We start from the raw sequence: 18,321 nt of genomic DNA, 5'->3' as shown, positions 1-18,321 counted from the left end.
CGCCCGGCCTCCCAGGCGGGCATGCGCCGGCAGAACCTCGCCCTGGTCATGGCCGCGGTGGCCGACGCCGGACCGCTGTCGCGCGCCGCGGTGGCCGGCCGCACCGGACTGACCCGCGCCGCGGTCTCCAGCCTGGTCGACGAGCTGATGACCGCCGGCCTGGTCGCCGAACGCGGCCCGGCCCCCAGCGGCCGGGTCGGCCGGCCGGGCAGCGCGCTGGGCCCCGACCCCGCGGGCCCGGCCGGCCTGGGCCTGGAGGTCGGGGTGCGCCACCTGGCCGCCTGCCTGGTCGACCTGACCGGCACGGTCCGCGCCACCGCCCGCGCCGACCACGCCCCGCAGGACCGCGACCCGGCCGACGTGCTGCGTCAACTGGCCGACATGGCACAGGAGTTGATGGACAGCCATCCGTCGCCCACGGCCGGCGCGGCGCTCGCGGTGCCCGGCCTGGTCACCCCGGACGGCGTCGTCGCGCACGCCCCCAACCTCGGCTGGCGCCAGGTGCCGGCCGCCGCCCTGCTGGCCGAACGGCTGCCCGGCGTGCCGCTCACCGTCGACAACGAGGCCAACCTCGGCGCCCAGGCGGAACGCTGGCTCGGCACCGGGTGCGCCGACGCCGTGCACGTCTCCGCCGAGGCGGGCATCGGCGCGGCGCTGCTGGTCGGCGGCCGGCTCTTCCGCGGTGTGCGGGGCTTCGCCGGCGAGCTCGGCCACGTCCCGGTCCACCCCGACGGCGAGCCGTGCGCCTGCGGTTCGCGCGGCTGCCTGGAGCGGTACGCCGGGGCGGCGGCGGTGGTCCGGGCGGCCGGTCTGCGCGAGCCGGCCGGCGACCGGGTGGCCGACCTGGCCCGGCGGGCGGCCCGCGGTGAGGAGCCGGTGCTGGCGGCGCTGGAGCGGGCCGGCGTCGCGCTGGGCACCGCGCTGGCCGGCGTCGTCAACCTCGTCGACCCGGCGGCGGTGGTGCTCGGCGGTGCCTACGCCGAACTCGGCGACTGGCTGCTGCCCGGCATGCGCCGCGAGATCCGCGCCCGGGTCGCGGTCCGCCCGTGGGACCCCGGCGCGCTGACCGTCTCCGCGCTCGGCCGGCGCGGACCGGTGCTGGGCGCCGCGATGCTGACGGTGCGTGGCGTCATCGAGGACCCGGCCCGTTACGCCTCGGCGGTCGCCGCCCGGTGACCGGGCGGTCACGCGGGGTGCTCGCGGCGGGGTGCAGTTGAACCCGGCCGTTCTGGGTAGCCGCCTACCGAGGATGAAGCGCACGGATCGAGGTGACTGCGATGCTTTTGCTGGGACTTCTTCTCGTCGCGGCGACTGCCGCGTTCACCGGCCTGCTGATCGCCGGCAACTCCGCCGGTGGCCCCGACTACACCCCCACGGTGCTCGGGCACTCCATCGCGACGATGAACACGATGGCGGTCTTCCTGGCCGGTGCGGCGCTGGCGCTGCTGTTCTGCCTGGGGCTGGTGATGATGCGCGGCGGCGGACGGCGGGCCGTCCGGCGGCGCGCGGAGCTGCGGGCGGCCAAGCGCGAGGCCCGCGAGGCGCAGGCCGAACGTGACCAACTGGCCTCCCGCGCTCAGGACGGCTACGCGGAACAGGGCTACGTGGACCGCGGATACGTGGACCGCAGCAGTGCGGACCGCGGGTACGTCAACCGCGGCGCCGAGGAGCGGGGCTACGTGGACCGGGGCGCCGACCCGGTGATGGCGGAGGACCCGACCGTCGCGGACGAGCGCGCCCAGGACGGCGGCCTGCCGCCCGAGGTGTCCGGCGGCCGGGGGACGAGCCACCGGCCCGGACGGCACCTGTTCGGACACTGAGGACCGCGAGCAAGCACTGAGGACCGCCCGGCGCGCCGCCGTGTGCGAGCCCCTCACCGCCGCGCGGCCCCTCGCGGGCCTCGACGGCGCCGCCCGCGCCCGCGGGCCGTCACAGGGCCGGGCGGGCCGGTCGGCGGGCGGTCGGTCACCGGCCCGGGCGCGGCGGATCGCGCGGATGCTCGCAGGACCGTTCCGCGGCAGGTGCTACGTCCCGCCGGGCCGGTCCGCGGTGGCGTCCCGCCGGGCCGGTACGCGGTACACGGTGCGGCCACGCTCCGGCCGTAGACGCCGCCGTCCTCCAAGATGCCCCGGATGCCCCGGATACCGCCCGGACGCCCGGGCCGCGGCGCACGGTGCCGCCGGGCGGGTCACGGTCTCGGATGGACCACGGTGCCGCCCGGGCGACGCCAGCGCCTTCCTCCGCACCCTCACCGGTCGCCCCCGGTGTCCCCGCGCCCCGGCCCGTGCCCGTCGCAGCCGCGCCCCGGCCGCCCGGCACGCGAAAGGCCCCCGGCGCCAACTCGCGCGCCGGGGGCCTTCGTTGAGCGGGGTGAACGGGCGTCAGCCGGTGAAGGCCGCCGTGCCGTTCGGGGTGCCCAGGCCGGTCGGGCCGTCGTAGCCGGAGCCCGCGGTGCACAGGTAGTCCGAGCAGTCACCGTTGGAGCCGGAGGTGACGTCGTTCAGCGCGCCGGTGTTGGCGTAGGGGAACGACGCCGGGTTGCTGCCCGAGGACGGGGTGCCGGCCAGCGCGTAGACCGACGCGATGATCGGCGACGCGGCGCTGGTGCCGCCGTAGACGTTCCAGCCGCTGGCGCCGTAGGTGTCGTAGACCGCGACACCGGTGTTGGGGTCGGCCACCGCGGAGACGTCCGCGACGGTACGGCCCGAGCAGTCGGCGTCGGTCTGCCAGGACGGCTTCGGCTCGATGGTCGAGCAGCCGGAACCGGTGCCCTCGCCGCCGGAGGAGCTGCCCCACACGCTCTCGCTCCAGCCGCGCGAGCTGGAGTCCTGGCTCAGCGAGGTGCCGCCGACCGCGGTGACGCCGGGGGAGGCGGCCGGGTACTCGACGCCGTAGCCGTCGTCACCGGCGGAGGCGGTGATGACGGTGCCGGGGTGGTTGAAGTACTGGCTGTCGGCGGAGGTGTCCGAGGAGTCCTCGGAGCCGCCGTAGCTGTTGGAGATGAAGCCCGCGCCCAGCGAGACGGCCTCGTTGACCGACGCGCCCAGGTCGTCCATGTTCGCCGAGGTGGCCTCGACCAGGATGATGTGGGCGTTCGGCGCGATGGCCGAGACCATGTCGAGGTCGAGCGAGATCTCGCCGGCCCAGCCGGAGTCGGCGGTCGGGTAGTTGGTGCTGCCGTCCTCCGCGACCTTGCTGAAGCAGCCGTCGCCGCAGGCCGGCAGGCCGTACTGCGCGCGGTAGGCGGCCATGTCGGAGGCGGCGTTGGGGTCGTCCTGCGCGTCCACGATGCCGATGGTCTGGCCGGCGCCACCGTCGGTGGGCAGGTTGTAGGCGCTGGTCAGGTCGGACGGGCCGTAGCCGTCGGGGGTCGCGTTCGGCGACAGCGCCATCTTCTGGACGACGTTGGTGCGCTCCAGCGCGTTGCAGGCCGCGAAGCCGGGCTTGGCGACCGAACAGACCCGCTTGTAGTCCTGGCCGTGACCGGCCGGGGTGGCGGCGCCCGCCGTGGCGGCGGTGGCCATGCCCGCGCTGATCAGCGCGACGGCCGAGACGACGGCACCGGCGGTGCGCTGGATTCTGCGGCGGCGTGCGGAAGTCGTGGTCAACGAACTGCCCTCCCTGTGGGGGTTGGGGATACGCGGCCGTCGTTGTGGGGTGACGGTGTTCGCGCTCCCTGGAGCGGTGAAGGGTGGAGCGGCGTTGCGTAACACCACATACCGGCATGGGCATGACAACGGCGGAACGACGGTCATCCGCCGTCTCATTGCCACCCCGGTCAGTGGTGTCTGGCGGTGAAGTTAGCCCAACGTGGCGGCCCTCACAAGAGACCCTGCCGTCCCAGGGGTCACCTTGTGGGCCGCATTTCCCCGCAAAAGCCGCATAAGCAGCGGCAATTGACCGGCAACGCGCCGCACTGAGCACAACCGCCCGCCCGCGGAGACCGGTTCTGCCGGGTCCGGGGGCGGGCGGGGCGTACGGGGGCGGCGATTTTCAGCCGCGCGGCAGGACCTCCGGCAGCACGGTGGTCAGGCCCTGCCAGTCGCAGGAGACGAAACTGGCGTGGTCGGCGGCGAGTTGGGCCACCCTGGCCTGCGCGTCGGCCACGCTCGGTGCGGTGTCGTCCAAGGTGGGCGTGACGTTCTGCGCGTCGGTCATGATCAGCAGGTAGTGGTTGGTGTCGTACCAGGAGGTGTCGATCCCGTTCACGTAGGTCGCGGCGTCGCCGTCGAAGACCACGAACCAGGGGCGGATCGTCGTGTCGGTGTACCGGGTGCGCGGGTCACCGGTCGCCGCGTTCAGCACGCTGGGGAAGATCTCCGCCTGCGAGACGTTGCCGCTCGCGTTCAGGTCGCGCAGGTAGTCGGCGTACTCCACGTCGGTCCACAGGTGGTCGAACGGGTTGCCCTGCTCGACGGTGCCGGGGATGGCCTCCAGCAGCACCTTGCCGGACAGCGCCGAGCGGGTCGGCCAGTTGCCGGCCTTCGCCGCGGTGTCCAGGTCCGGGTAGCTGCCGCCGCCGGGCTTGGCCAGCAGGTCGCCCGGCGTGTAGACCATCGAGCCCAGGTGCTGCTTGACCAGCGCGTCCAGCGCGGCCGGGCCCATGCCGGCGGTCTGGTCGAAGCCCTCCTTCAGCTCCAGCTTGATCATGATCGGCCCGTGCCCGGGGTGGGCGCCCATCCACAGCCGGATGTCGTCCAGGCAGTCGCCCAGGTCCTTGTTGGCGCCGCCGCTGTACAGCCCGGAGGCGTCGGTGGCGGTCACGCAGTTGTTGTCGTTGCCCAGCGGGTTGGAGTGGCTGACCTTCCACTCGTTGGTGACGATGTCGACCCAGGTGTCCAGCTCGATCAGCGAGGCGCCGTTGTCCAGCGCGTCGGCCAGGTACGGGTAGGCGCTCGGGTCATAGGTGTTGTGGATGCCGACCGTGGTGGCACCGGCCAGCGACAGGTCGCCGGTGCCGTCGGCGGCGGCCGGCGCCGCCGTGGCCAGCGGCAGCAGCGCGGCGGCGCAGGCCAGCGCGCCCGCGACCAGCGGCGCGAGGAGTCTGCGGACAGAGAATACGGACATGCCTGAAGGGCCCTTCTCGATCGGAGGACGGATTCGGAAGCGTAATGGCCTAGACATGTCCACGACAGGTCACCCCGGGTGAACAACGGCCCCCCTGCGGCCCCGGTACCGGCCCGCGCTACGCCGATCGGCGTAGCCGATCCGGTCCCCGCGTCCGCGTCCGGCCCCCCAAGTCCTCTTGGCCGTGCCCCGCCGTGCTCCATAGCGGGTCTCTATGCTGGAGGCATGATGGACCTGCGGCACCTGCACGTACTGCGGGCCATAGCCCGAGAGGGTTCACTCGCCGGAGCGGCCCGCGCCCTGCACTACAGCCAGCCCACCATCACCCACCACCTGGCCTCGCTGGAGTCGCACTTCGGTGCCCAGCTGGTCCGCCGCGGTGCCCGCGGCGCCACCCTCACCGAGGTCGGCGAGGCCCTGCTGCCGCACGCCGACGCGGTGCTGCGCCGGCTGACCGCGGCCGAGAAGGAGGTCCGCGACCTGGTGGAGCGCGGCGCCTCCACCCTGCGGGTCGGCACCTTCCCCACGGCCGGCGCCCTGCTGCTGCCGCCCGCGGTCCGCTCGCTGCACAACCACGGCGTCGAGCTGTCGCTGACCGAGGGCGAACTGCCCGCGCTGCTGGACGGCCTGCGCTCGCGCGAACTGCACCTGTCGCTGGTCTTCTCCCAGCCCGGCGACCGCCTCGACCTCGACGAGGACATCGACGTCCACCCGCTGCTCGACGACCCGCTGCTGCTGGCGCTGCCCGCCGACCACCCCTGCGCCCGGCTGGAACGGGTCCCGCTGCCGGCGCTGCGCGACGAGGCGTGGATCGTCGGCACCACCGACTGGGACCCCTGCGACCGGTTGCTGACCTGGGCCTGCCACCGGGCCGGCTTCGAGCCGGTGCACGCGCTGCGCACCGACGACTACGGGGTCATCCAGGGTTTCGTCGCGGCCGGCGCCGGCATCGCCCTGCTGCCCCGGCTCGCCCTCGGCACCCCGCGCGAGGACCTCGCGATCCGCCCGCTGGACGGCCCGCCGCTGGCCCGGCAGATCGCGGTCGCCATGCTGCGCTCCACCACCGCCGGCAGCGCCCGCGACCTGCTGGCGGCCCTGCGGCTCCAGGCGGACCGCATCCGCGCCGCGTGGGACTGACCGCCTCCGGCGGCTGCGCGGCGTCCGGTGACCGGGTCCCGCGTCCGTTGACCGCGTCCGCGTGGCGTGGGGACCGCCTCCGGCGGCTGTGCGGCGTCCGGTGACCGGGTCCCGCGCCTGACGCCCGATGCCCGATGCCCGCGTCCGGCTCCCGGTGACCGCGTCCGCGTGGCGTGGGGACCGACCCGCGACCGGTTCACGTTGAACCGGCGACCGGCGACCGGCGTCTCGCACCACGATGGTGCCCGGCGACCCGCCAACGGGAGCCCCGCCTCCCGCGTCCCGCATCCCACGCCCGACGCCCGGCGCCCGCCCGACGCCCCGACGCCCGCGCGGCACAACACCGCCCCCCGGCGCCCCCGCTGCGCGGCGCCGGCCGGGTCGGTCAGCGGGGGCGCCGGGTGAGGGCGATCATCGCCAGGTCGTCGTCGCGGGCGCCGCCGGTGTGCCGGTCGACGTCGGCCAGCAGCGCGTCCAGCAGGTCCTCCGGGCCGGCGAAGACCCGGCCGCTCATCGCCGCCACCGGTTCGAAGAAGACCCCCGCGCGGTCGCGGGCCTCCGTGAGCCCGTCGGTGTGCAGCAGCAGGGTCGTCCCGTCGGGGAACGGCACGTGGTCGGCCGTGTTGCGCGGCGGCAGCAGTGACTCCATGCCCAGCGGTACCGCGGTCTCGCCCGGCGTCACCTGCCGCACGGTGCCGTCCGGCATCAGCAGCAGCGGCAGCGGATGACCGCGGTTGATCACCCGCACCTCGCCGCCCCCGGGCGGGATCTCGGCCAGGACGGCCGTGGTGAAGCCCTCGAACCGGTCCAGGCTCGCGCGGCGCAGCCCCTCGCGGTCCAGCGCCCGCTCCACCCGGCCCGTCACCCCGCCGAGCGTCGGCTCCAGCTCGGCCGCCTCCCGGAACGCGCCGAGCACCACCGCGACCGCCTCGACCGCGCCCAGCCCCTTGCCACGTACGTCCCCCACGATGCACCGCAGGCCGTACGCGGTGTCCTGGACGGCGTACAGGTCGCCGCCGAGCCGGGCGTCGGACTGCGCCGCCTCGTAGCGCGCGGCCACGTCCGTCGAGCCGATCCGGCCCGGTGGCTGCGGCAGCACCGCCCGCTGCACGGCCAGCGCGATCCCGCGCACCGACTCCAGGCGCAGGTCGGTGCGTTTCAGCAGGCGGTTGATGAGCACCGCGATACCGGAGACCGTGGCGATGGTGACGACCTCGGTCTGCCCGCCGCCCCCCGACAGGGTGCCGTAACGGGCGTCGACCAGCACGTCCGCCGCGCACGCCAGCACCCCGGTCAGCACCGTTGCGCGCAGCGTCAGCAGGGTCGAGGCGACCATCGGCGCCGCCGAGTAGAACGGCGCCGCGCTCAGGTCGGGCGGGGTGAACAGGTCCAGCACCAGCCCACACACCAGCAGCACCGCCGGCAGCGCGCGCAGCCGGCGGTTGCCGGCGCGGCCCACCCCGGGGATCACCCGCTCGCCGGCCGGCCGCGCCGACCCGCCGGCGCCGACGGCGTCGCGCGTCCGGCGCCGGGCACGCCGCAGGACCCGGCCGGGCGGTTCGGTCCGCATGCTCCTCCGTCCGGGTCAGGCCGGCGCGGGCGGCGCCGCCAGCACGTCGGCCAGGTCGTAGCGCACCGGTTCCTCCAGCTGGGCGTACGTGCAGCTGGACGGGGTGCGGTCCGGCCGCCAGCGGCGGAACCGCGCGGTGTGCCGGAACCGGTCGCCCTGCATGTGGTCGTAGGCCACCTCCACGACGCGTTCCGGGCGCAGCGGTACCCACGACAGGTCCTTCTTGCCGCTCCACCGGCTCGGCGCCCCCGGCATCCGGCCGGCGGTGTGCGCCTCGGCGTCGGCCCACTCCTGCCACGGGTGGCCCTCGGCGGAGTCCATGCGCCACGGCGCCAGCTCCTCCACCAGCTCCTCGCGCCGCCGCATCGTGAACGACGCGCTGACCCCGACGTGCTGAAGGCGCCCGGCGGCGTCGTAGAGCCCCAGCAGCAGCGAGCCGAGCACCGGACCGCTCTTGTGGTGGCGGAACCCGGCGACCACGCAGTCCGCGGTCCGCTCGTGCTTGACCTTCACCATCAGCCGCTCGTCCGGCCGGTAGGGGATGTCGGGCGGCTTGGCCACCACCCCGTCGAGCCCGGCGCCCTCGTAGCGTTCGAACCACTGCCGGGCGACCGCCAGATCGGTGGTGGCCGGCGCCACGTGCACCGGCGGGCGTACCCCGGCCAGCGCCTCGACCAGCCGGGAGCGCCGCCCGGACTGCGGCACGTCCATCAGGGAGTCGTCGCCCAGCGCCAGCAGGTCGAACGCCACGAACGACGCCGGGGTGCGCTCCGCCAGCGTGCGCACCCGTGAGTCGGCCGGATGGATGCGTTCCAGCAGCGCGTCGAAGTCCAGCCGGCCGTCCCGGGCGATGACGATCTCGCCGTCGACCACGCAGCGCGGCGGCAGCTCGGCCAGCAGCGCCGCCGCCACCTCGGGGAAGTACCGGGTCAGCGGCTTGCCGGTGCGGCTGCCGATCTCGATCTCGTCGCCGTCGCGGTGCACGACGGCCCGGAACCCGTCCCACTTGGCCTCGTAGCTCATACCCGGGGGGATGCGGGCGGCGGGCTTGGCCAGCATCGGCTTGACGGGCGGCATGACCGGAAGGTCCATGATCCCGATTGTGCGGCCGCCCGCCGCCGCCCGCCCGCCGACAGGCGCCCGCCCCGGGCCCCGCCTACCGTGGGACGCATGGGCGAGGCGATCGAGCTGACGGTCGGGGACCGCACGGTACGGCTGTCCAATCCGGACAAGGTCTACTTTCCCGAACGCGGTCTGACCAAGCTGGACGTCGCGCGCTACTACCTGGCCGTCGGCGACGGCATCGTGCGCGCGCTGCGCGACCGGCCCACCACCTTGGAGCGCTACCCCGACGGCGTCGGCGGCGAGTCGTTCTTCCAGAAGCGGGCGCCGAAGAACACCCCGGAGTGGATCCCCACCGGCCGGATCGCCTTCCCCAGCGGCCGGCACGCCGACGAGATCTGCCCCACCGAGCCGGCCGCCGTGGTGTGGGCGGCCAACCTCGGCTGCCTGACCTTCCATCCGTGGCCGGTGCGGCGCGGCGACGTCGACCACCCCGACGAGCTGCGCATCGACCTCGACCCGCAGCCCGGCACCGACTACGAGGACGCGGTCCGCGCCGCCCACGAGCTGCGCGACGTCCTGGACGGCCTCGGGCTGCGCGGCTGGCCGAAGACCTCCGGCGGGCGCGGCCTGCACGTCTTCGTGCCCATCGCGCCGCACTGGACCTTCGTGCAGGTGCGCCGCTCGGCCATCGCGGTCGGCCGGGAGCTGGAACGCCGGATGCCCGACCAGGTCACCACCAAGTGGTGGAAGGAGGAGCGCGGGGCGAAGATCTTCGTCGACTACAACCAGACCGCCCGGGACCGCACCATCGCCTCCGCCTACTCCGTGCGCCCGCGCCCGCACGCCCCGGTCTCCGCGCCGCTGCGCTGGCCGGAGGTGCCCGACGCCCGCCCCGGCGACTTCGACCTGGTCACCATGCCGGCCCGGTACGCCGAGGTGGGCGACGTGCACGCCGACATGGACGAGCACGCCTTCTCGCTGGACGCCGCGCTGGAGCTGGCCGCCCGCGACGAGGCCGAGCACGGCCTGGGCGACCTGCCCTATCCGCCGGACCACCCCAAGATGGCCGGCGAGCCCAAACGCGTCCGGCCCAGCCGGGCCAGGCACTGATCCCGGTGACCCGTACCGCCGGGCGGGCCGGGCGGCGGGGCGGGGCCCCGCGCGGGCAGGACCGGCCGGGCGGGCCGGCCGCCGTCACCCCCGCGCTGCCGCCCCGGGTGCGCCTGCTGATCCTGGCCGCCTACCTGCTGATCGCCGCCGCGGTGACCGTCGACCTGGCCACCGGCCCGACCTACACCTTCTCCCCGCTGCTGGCCGCCGTCCCGGTGCTGGCCAGCACCGGTGCCCGCCGCCCGGCCGTCCCACTGGCCGCCGGCGGTGTCGCGCTGCTGCTGGTCGTCGTGCTGTCGCTGCTCAACTCCGACGTCTCCGCCGTCGTCCACATCACCGCGGGCGCCGCGGTGCTGGCGGTGACCTTCACCAGTGCGGCCACCGTCGTGCTGGTGCGCACCAGGGAACGTGAGCTGGCCACCGTCCGCACGGTCGCCGAGGCCGCCCAGCGCGCCCTGCTGCGCCCGGTGCCCGCCCGGGTGGGACCGCTGCGGGTCGCGGTGCGCTACGTGGCCGCCGCGGCCGAGTCGCGGATCGGCGGTGACCTCTACGAGGTGGTCGACACCCCGTTCGGGGTGCGGCTGCTGCTGGGCGACGTGCGCGGCAAGGGCCTGGCGGCGGTGGAGACCGTCGCCGACGTGCTGGGCGTCTTCCGGGACGCGGCCCGCAGCGAACCGGACCTGTCGGCGGTCGCGGTGCGGCTGGACGCCGCGCTGGCCCGGCGCCCCGGCGACGAGCGGCAGGGCGGCACCCCCGAGTTCGTCACCGCGGTGCTGGTCGGGGTGCCCGGGCCCGGCCGGCCCGCCGTCGTGGTCAACTGCGGCCACCCGCCGCCGCTGCTGCTGCGGGGCGGCGCGGTCACCGAGGTGCGGCCCGCGCGGTTCGCGCCGCCGCTGGCGCTGCTCGGGCTGGTCGGCGGCGGCTATCCGGCGGCCGAGCTGGCGATGGAGCCCGGTGACGGGCTGGTGCTGTACACCGACGGCGTCTCCGAGGCCCGCGACCGGGCCGGCCGGTTCTACCCGCTGGCCGGCCGGCTGGCCGCGCTGCCGGACCGCGACCCGGACGCCCTGGTCGACGCCCTGCTCGCCGACGTCCGCGCGTACAGCGGTCGCGCGGGCCCGGCCGACGACGTGGCGGTGCTGGTGGTGCGGCGCGAGGAGTGAGGCCGGGCACGGGAGGGCCCGGGCGCCGGGCGGGGCCCGCCCGCTGTCCCCGGCCGCCGTGAGCGGTGGGGCCCGCACGCGCGAGAGCCCGGCCGGTGGGTACCGGCCGGGCTCCCGTCGAGAGACCCACCCGCCGCGGGACGAACCCGCGGCGGGATCAGCGGATCAGTGAACGCCGCAGGTCAGTGACCGCCGGCGTCGACGACCTCGACGCTGTCGATGTTCTGCTCGATCTCCTGACCGGAGACGGCCGTCGACCGCGCCCAGTAGTAGATCCCCAGCGAGAAGACGGCGATGACGAGCAGGTCCCACCACAGCTTGAGGTGGTTCTGGCCGCCGAAGCCGCCCTGCCAGGAGATGACGCCCATGCCGATGATGTAGACCGGCAGCCACTGCGCGGCCTTCCAGTCCAGCTTCGGCGCGTTCGGCAGGTTCTTCTTGATGGCGTACCAGGCGTACGAGCCCAGCAGCACGTAGCCGATGATGATCGCGTAGCCCAGGCGCTGAAGGGTGGTCCAGCCGGCCCAGTAGATGATGAAGCTGGCGACCACGAAGGACAGCGGGGAGATCCAGCTGCCGCCGGGCAGGCGGTAGGGGCGGTCCATGGCCGGCAGGCGGTCGCGGAAGACACCGAACGCCAGCGGGGCGCCGGCGTACATCAGCACGCTCGCCGAGGTGATGAAGCCGACCAGCTCCTGCCAGCTGGGGAACGGCAGGAAGCAGATCACACCGGTGACGAAGGACAGGATCAGGCCGAACCACGGCACGCCGCGCGAGTTGGTGCGCTCCAGCAGCTTCGGCGCGTAGCCGTTCTTCGACAGGCCGTAGGAGACCCGGGAGGTGGTGGTGGTGTAGATCAGGCCGGTGCCGCCGGGGGAGACGACCGCGTCCAGGTACAGGATCACGCCGAGCCAGCCGAGGCCGACCACGGTGACCAGGCCGGCCCACGGGCCGGACATGCCCGCGTAGCTGAGCTTGGCCCAGCCGTGCGCGAACGACGACAGCGGCAGGGCGCCGATGAAGACGATCTGGAGCAGCAGGTAGATGACCGCGCCGATGGCCACCGAGCCGAGGGTGGCGCGGGGCAGGTCGCGCTTGGGGTTCTTGCTCTCACCCGCGAGCTGGATGGCCTGCTCGAAGCCGAGGAGGGCGAAGATGATGCCGGAGCTGCTGATCGCGCTCAGGATGCCCTTGGCACCGAACGGCGCGAAGCTCTGCGCGGTGAAGTTGTGCGGGTGGAAGTGGGTGATGGCGACGATGAAGATCGTGGCCAGCGGGATGAGGACCTTCCACCACGTCGCGGCGCTGTTGGTGTTGGCCAGCACCCGGACACCCAGGAAGTTGACCGCCACGAACACCGCCATCAGCAACACCGCCACGGCGATACCGCTTGGTGTCAGTGTGCCGTTCGCGTGCTCGAAGCCCTGGGCGAAGCTCCAGTGACCGGCGTAGCCGATCATCGCCTCGACCTCGATGGGGGCCACGGTGGCGGCCTGGAGCCAGGAGAACCAGCCGAACGACATGCCCGCGAGGCCGCCGAAGGCGTAGTGCGGGTAGCGCGCCGTGCCACCGGAGACCGGGAACATACCGCCGAGCTCGGCGTGCACGAGCGCCAGCAGCACGATCGCGACGGCACCGATGAGCCACGATATGACGGCCGCCGGGCCGGCGGCCACCACGGCCTTCTGCGCCCCGTACAGCCACCCGGAGCCGATGATGGAGCCCACGGAGGCCCACATCAGACCGATGAGTCCGACATCCCGACGCAACGAGCTGGAATTTTTTCCGGTGTCGGGTGCGAACTTGTCAACGCTAACCATAAGGGGCCTCTCGAATGAGGACTGAGCTTTTGAAAGTTGCCCCAGATTAGGGAGTCCTTGTTGGTCTGCAAAGAGTCGTTGTCTGAATAGTTACCTACCGGTGGTTGATTCTCCGTTCGAGCGCGCCCATCCGGGTGGTCATGTGCCCGAGGGCCCAGAACCTACCGTTTGCGCAGGTCGGACCGGGTGGTCCGCATCCAGGCGCGTCACGTACGACTAATCGCTTGACCATCGCTTGGTGTTGGCTTGAACGTTTCATGGGCTACTTGAGTTCGATTCGAGCCCAGCGGCGGCCCGCCATTCACAGCTGGGCCCGGCTCTGCCAGTGCGCGAATTGCCGCACCGGGTCCCCCCCGAGCCCCCACGGCCACGCCGTCACCAGGCCCCCCACGGCGGCGAAGACCTCCGCCGCGTCCGCCACCCGATTGGCGCGCACCAGTGCGTATGCGAGAAGGTTGAGGTCGGCGCGGGCCGCCGCGTGCCGCAGGTGGCCCGGCCGCGGCCAGTCGGCCAGCGCCTCGTCCAGTACCGCGGCCGCGCGCGGCTGCCCCCACTGCCCGCTGGCCATCAGTCCGTTCAGCCCGCCGCTGGAGACGGTGCGCTCGTGCCGTTCCACCAGCGCGATCAGCTCCACCCCCGCGGTCGGGGCGTCGGGCGGCACCGCGGACCGCATCGAGTCGACGAAGTCCAGCACCTGGCCGGGGGAGCCGCACTCCTCGGGGGAGAGGTAGCCCAGCATCTGAAGGTGCGCCTCCCGGCTCCAGGCGTCCCGGGCGGTGGCCTCCCGCCAGACCGGCAGCACCTCCGCCAGCGGCCGGCGCAGCAGCCGCAGCACCCCGAGCACCGTGATCCACGGCCCCGGGTCGTCCGGCGCCAGGTCGGCGGCCCGGTAGCTGAGGTCCAGCACCTCCTGGGCGTCGGCCAGCTCACCCTGGCGCCGGCCGTACGCCAGCGCGCTCCAGGCCCGCAGCAGCAGCGGCTCGCCGGAGTGCGGACGGCGCCGCTGCCAGGAGTCGGCGGTGGCCGCGTCGGCGAGCGGCGCCAGCACCGTCAGCCGGTGCATCCGCCGGTCCCAGTCGGTGCCCGGTTCGGTCAGGACCCCCTCCAGCTGGTCCAGCCGGATACCGGACATCCCGGGGGCGGCCGTGACCTGGAGTTGCTTGCGAACCCGGCCCAGCGCGACGTCGTCCAGCTCGGGAGCCAGGCGCGGTGTCCCCCGGCGCGGTCCAAATATCGCCATGGCCCCGGAGCTTAGGCACCGCCTGCGTCCGGGCACAGGGCTGACCGGGATCGTTATGAGCGCGAAGCCGTGCGGGCGGCCGGTTTTCCGGTTCCGTCGGCAGCCGATGGGCGGCGGTTTACCTTCCGCTTGTGCAGGTGGGCGGCGGGGCGGATGCTGTGATCACCACAGCCCGCCGAGCGCGGAGCGGAGACGACATGAGCGACCCCACCACCGGGACCGCGCCGGCCTCCGGGCCCACCGGCCCGCACGCCACCACCGACAAAGGGCTCAAGGGCGGAGCCCTGGGCCTGTTCTCCAGCACCGTCATCGGGCTCGCGTCGACCGCCCCGGCCTACAGCCTGGCCGCCACCCTCGGGGTGATCGTCGCCGGGGTGGGTCTCCAGTCGCCGATCATCATCGTGCTGGGCTTCGTGCCGATGTTCCTGATCGCCTACGGCTACAAGGAGCTGAACCAGGCCGACCCCGACTGCGGCACCACCTTCACCTGGGCCTCGCGCGCCTTCGGACCGCGCACCGGCTGGATGGGCGGCTGGGGCATCATCGCCGCCGACATCATCGTGATGGCCAACCTCGCGCAGATCGCCGGCCAGTACGGTTTCCAGCTCGTCGGCGCCGACGGCGTGGCCCGCAGCACGCTGTGGACCACGGTGGCCGGCGTGGTGTGGATCGCGGTGATGACCCTGATCTGCTACATCGGCATCGAGATCTCGGCGAACAGCCAGAAGATCCTGCTGACCGTCGAGATCATCGTGCTGATCCTGCTCGGCGTCGCCGCCCTGGTGAAGGCCTACAGCGGTGGCGCGCCGGCGGTCTCCCGGCACGTGTCGGGCTCCTGGTTCGACCCGTCGTCCGTCGGCTCGGTCGACGTGCTGACCAAGGGGGTGCTGGCCGCCGTCTTCATCTACTGGGGCTGGGACACCGCGGTGTCGGTCAACGAGGAGACCGCCGACCGCAACCGCACCCCCGGGCGCGCCGCGGTGCTGTCCACGATCCTGCTGCTGCTGATGTACCTGCTGGTCACCACCGGTGCCCAGGCCTACGCCGGCGTCGGCACCACCGGCATCGGGCTCGGCAACCCCGCCACCTCCGACGACGTGCTGTCCAACCTCGGCTCGGAGATCTTCGGCACCACCGGGTTCGGCTGGTTCCTGGCCAAGCTGCTGGTCTTCATGGTGCTGACCTCGGCGGCCGCCTCCACCCAGACCACCATCCTGCCGACCGCGCGCACCACGCTGTCCATGGCCGTCTTCAAGGCGCTGCCCCGGCAGTTCGCCCGGGTCCACCACCGCTTCCTCACCCCGACCTGGTCGACCGTCGGCATGGGACTGGCCTCGGTCGCCTTCTACGTGGTGATGACCCGGCTGAGCCAGAACCTGCTGGCGGACTCCATCGGCTCCATCGGTCTGATGATCGCGTTCTACTACGGCCTCACCGGCTTCGCCTGCGTCTGGTACTACCGCAAGGTGCTCACCCGCTCCGCCCGCGACCTGTGGACCAAGGGCGTCATGCCCGGCCTCGGCGGCGTCCTGCTGCTGTTCTTCTTCATCGAAGCCTGCGTGGTCTACGCCGAACCCGACTACGGCAGCACCTCGTGGACCCTGCCGTTCCCCCCGCACTGGCACCTCGGCGGCGTCTTCGTCATCGGCGCCGGCGCGCTCATCCTCGGCGCGGTCCTCATGGTCGTCTACCGCTGGATCGCCCCCGCCTTCTTCCTGCGCCACACCATCCCGGTCTCCGCCGCCGACCCCGCCTGGCGCGACCCCGCCGCCCCGCCCGGCCCCCGGCACCGCGGACCGCGCCGCAGGTGACCCCGCCCGGCCGGTGCGCCGCTCAGCGCCCGCCGCCCTCCGGGTCCAGCCGGGGCAGCACCCGCTCCAGCCACCGCGGCGCCCACCAGGCACCGCGCCCCAGCAGCGTCATCACCGCCGGCACCAGCAGCAGCCGCACGACGGTCGCGTCGATCGCCACGCTGACCGCCAGGCCCAGGCCCAGCATCTTCACCACGATGTCGTCGCTGAGCAGGAACGCGGCGAAGACGCTCACCATGATCAGCGCCGCGCACCCGATGACCCGGGCGGTCACCTCCAGCGCGTACGCCATCGCCCCCGGCGCGTCCCCGGTCGCCAGCCACCGCTCGCGCACCCTCGACAGCAGGAAGACCTCGTAGTCCATGCTCAGCCCGAAGACGATGGCGAACATCATCATCGGCACGTAGCTCTCGATCGGCACCCGGCCCGACACGCCCAGCGCCGGCCCGCCCCAGCCCCACTGGAAGACCGCCACCACCACGCCGTACGACGCGGCGATCGACAGCAGGTTGAGCACCGCAGCCTTCAGCGCCACCAGCGGACCGCGGAAGACCGCCAGCACGATGACGAACGCCAGCGCCACCACCACGGCGATGATCAGCGGCAGCCGCGCGGTGACGATGTCGAGGAAGTCCACCTGGGCCGCGGTCGTGCCCGTGACGTACCCGGCCGCCGCCGTGCCGGCCACCGCCTTCGGCAGCACGGTGTCCTTCAGGCGGTTGACCAGATCCGTGGTCCCGGCGTCCTGCGGCGCCCCGGCCGGCACCACGCTCGACAGCAGCACGTCCCCGTCCCCGGCCGGCGCCGCAGCGGTCGCACCCGCCGCGCCCGGCAGGTCCTTCAGCGCCGAGGCCACCTGGTCGTCGAGCGCCGCGCGGTCCGCCGACGGCACCGCGGTCCGGTCGACCACCACCGTCAGCGGGCCGTTGGCGCCCACCCCGAAGCCGGTGGCGATCAGGTCGAAGGCCCGCCGGTCGGTGAAGGCCACCGGGTCGGCGCCGTCGTCGACGTGGCCCAGCCGCATCGACGGCAGCGGCACCGCCAGCACCAGCACCACGACCACCCCGCCCAGCGCGAACCACCACGGCGCCCGCCGCACCCGCGCCGCGTACCGGTGCCAGCCGCCGGTGCCGTCCGGCGACGCCGGTTCCGCCACCGCCCGCCGCACCCGCAGCCGGTCCACCGCCCGCCCGGCCGCCCCCAGCAGCGCCGGCACCAGCGTCAGCGCGGTGGCGACCGCGGTGACCACCGTGACGCCCGCGGCCACCCCCAGCTTGCCGATGAAGCCCACCCCCGACACGTACAGCCCGGCCAGCGCCACGACCACCGTGCAGCCGGACACCAGCACCGCCCGCCCGCTGGTTGCCGTCGCCCGCCCGGCCGCCGCCACCGGTGGCACGCCGTCGAGGACCTGCTGGCGGTGACGCGTCGACAGGAACAGGGCGTAGTCGATGCCCACGCCCAGCCCGATCATGGTCGCCAGCGTCGGCGAGACGCTGGCGAAGGTGGCGGCGGCGGCCAGCAGCCCCAGCAGCCCCAGGCCCACGACCACGCCCAGCAGCGCGGTCAGCAGCGGCAGCAGCGCGGCCAGCACGCTGCCGAACGCCGCCAGCAGCACCGCCACCGCCACCGCGAACCCGATGACCTCGCTGGTCAGGTCGCTGCCGGCCGGCCGGGCCAGCTCGCCGAGCGGCCCGCCGTACTCCACCTCGACACCCGCCGACCGCAGCGGCGCGACCGCCCGGTCCACCCCGCCGAGGTAGGACGCCCCCAGCGCGGAGGGGTTCTTGTCGAACCGCACCGTGATGTACCCGATGTGCCCGTCCGGCGACAGCGCCCCGGTCGGCTGCGAGGACCCGGCCGGCGGCAGCGGACTGACCGCCGTGATGACGTGCGGCAGCCCGTCCAGCGCGGTCACCGCCCGCGTGACCTCGTCGCCCGCCGACGACAGCGCGGCGGACCGGTCGCGCAGCACCACGGTGCCGCTGACCCCGCCGGCCTGCCGATCGTGCGCCCGCAGCACGTCCAGCCCGTGCTGCGCCGGCGAATCGGGCAACGAGAAGTCGTCCGCGTACGCGCCGCCGAACACCGCCTGGAGCACGTGCACCGCGACCAGCGCGATCACCCACCCGACGACCACGACCGGCCAGTGCCGCGCGCACCACCGCCCCAGCCGCTCCAGCCGGCCGGGCGCCGCCGCGGCAACGGGCCGCCTGGTCGCAGCGCACATACGGCCTCCCGGGGACGAGACCCGGTACGCCCACCGCGCCGGGGGCCCATACGTACCGTGCCGCGCCCCCTCCCACACCGGCCGGCACCGCCCGCCCCGGCACCCGGG

At 74.2% G+C, this 18,321-nt stretch carries 13 protein-coding genes; 6 read left to right on the top strand and 7 right to left on the bottom strand.

The annotated features are described in order from the left end of the window. The first annotated feature begins 21 nt into the window (after nt 1-21). Both POF43_RS03480 and POF43_RS03475 read left to right on the top strand, forming a co-directional pair. A complete protein-coding gene (locus POF43_RS03480) occupies nt 22-1,176 on the top strand; it encodes an ROK family transcriptional regulator (RefSeq protein ID WP_271322772.1) in 1,155 nt (384 codons plus the stop codon). Nucleotides 1,177-1,277: 101 nt separating this feature from the next. Continuing rightward, nucleotides 1,278-1,820 (top strand): hypothetical protein, encoded by a 543-nt coding sequence (locus POF43_RS03475; protein ID WP_271322764.1) that lies wholly within the window; start codon nt 1,278-1,280, stop codon nt 1,818-1,820. Nucleotides 1,821-2,381: 561 nt separating this feature from the next. Here POF43_RS03475 and POF43_RS03470 read toward each other — a convergent pair. Both POF43_RS03470 and POF43_RS03465 read right to left on the bottom strand, forming a co-directional pair. Then, nucleotides 2,382-3,608, bottom strand: a complete 1,227-nt coding sequence (locus tag POF43_RS03470; protein WP_372515803.1) for a S53 family peptidase — start codon at nt 3,606-3,608, stop codon at nt 2,382-2,384. 385 nt (nt 3,609-3,993) lie between these two features. Beyond that, nucleotides 3,994-5,067 (bottom strand): phosphatidylinositol-specific phospholipase C domain-containing protein, encoded by a 1,074-nt coding sequence (locus tag POF43_RS03465; protein WP_271314938.1) that lies wholly within the window; start codon nt 5,065-5,067, stop codon nt 3,994-3,996. A gap of 225 nt (nt 5,068-5,292) precedes the next feature. Between POF43_RS03465 and POF43_RS03460 the strand changes: the two genes are divergently transcribed. Beyond that, entirely contained in the window at nt 5,293-6,204 is a 912-nt protein-coding gene (locus POF43_RS03460; RefSeq protein WP_271314939.1) for a LysR family transcriptional regulator, read from the top strand. 385 nt (nt 6,205-6,589) lie between these two features. On the opposite strand, the gene POF43_RS03455 is transcribed toward POF43_RS03460, so the two are convergent. After that, a complete protein-coding gene (locus tag POF43_RS03455; RefSeq protein ID WP_271314940.1) occupies nt 6,590-7,774 on the bottom strand; it encodes a PP2C family protein-serine/threonine phosphatase in 1,185 nt (394 codons plus the stop codon). A gap of 15 nt (nt 7,775-7,789) precedes the next feature. After that, on the bottom strand, nt 7,790-8,866 hold the full coding sequence (locus POF43_RS03450; protein ID WP_271314941.1) for an ATP-dependent DNA ligase: 1,077 nt from the start codon (nt 8,864-8,866) through the stop codon (nt 7,790-7,792). A gap of 78 nt (nt 8,867-8,944) precedes the next feature. Between POF43_RS03450 and ligD the strand changes: the two genes are divergently transcribed. Continuing rightward, a complete protein-coding gene (ligD, locus tag POF43_RS03445; RefSeq protein ID WP_271314942.1) occupies nt 8,945-9,949 on the top strand; it encodes a non-homologous end-joining DNA ligase in 1,005 nt (334 codons plus the stop codon). A 5-nt stretch (nt 9,950-9,954) separates the two neighbouring features. After that, the gene (locus POF43_RS03440; protein ID WP_271324601.1) at nt 9,955-11,112 is read left to right on the top strand and encodes a PP2C family protein-serine/threonine phosphatase; all 1,158 of its coding nucleotides are present in this window, start codon (nt 9,955-9,957) and stop codon (nt 11,110-11,112) included. A 182-nt stretch (nt 11,113-11,294) separates the two neighbouring features. On the opposite strand, the gene POF43_RS03435 is transcribed toward POF43_RS03440, so the two are convergent. Both POF43_RS03435 and POF43_RS03430 read right to left on the bottom strand, forming a co-directional pair. Continuing rightward, the gene (locus POF43_RS03435; protein ID WP_271314944.1) at nt 11,295-12,932 is read right to left on the bottom strand and encodes an APC family permease; all 1,638 of its coding nucleotides are present in this window, start codon (nt 12,930-12,932) and stop codon (nt 11,295-11,297) included. Nucleotides 12,933-13,233: 301 nt separating this feature from the next. Continuing rightward, nucleotides 13,234-14,172, bottom strand: coding sequence for a tetratricopeptide repeat protein (locus POF43_RS03430; protein ID WP_271314945.1), 939 nt, complete (start codon nt 14,170-14,172; stop codon nt 13,234-13,236). 197 nt (nt 14,173-14,369) lie between these two features. On the opposite strand from POF43_RS03430, the gene POF43_RS03425 reads away from it, so the two are divergent. Continuing rightward, entirely contained in the window at nt 14,370-15,983 is a 1,614-nt protein-coding gene (locus POF43_RS03425) for an APC family permease (protein ID WP_282704393.1), read from the top strand. Between the two features lie 22 nt (nt 15,984-16,005). Here the strand turns inward: POF43_RS03425 and POF43_RS03420 are convergent, their stop codons facing one another. Beyond that, nucleotides 16,006-18,213 (bottom strand): MMPL family transporter, encoded by a 2,208-nt coding sequence (locus POF43_RS03420; RefSeq protein WP_271323082.1) that lies wholly within the window; start codon nt 18,211-18,213, stop codon nt 16,006-16,008. Between the last annotated feature and the right edge of the window lie 108 nt (nt 18,214-18,321).

It is taken from the genome of Streptantibioticus silvisoli (assembly GCF_027947535.2).
GTDB lineage: Bacteria > Actinomycetota > Actinomycetes > Streptomycetales > Streptomycetaceae > Streptantibioticus_C > Streptantibioticus_C silvisoli.
Note: the sequence above shows the minus strand (reverse complement) of the source record. Positions and strands in the feature narration are given on the sequence as shown.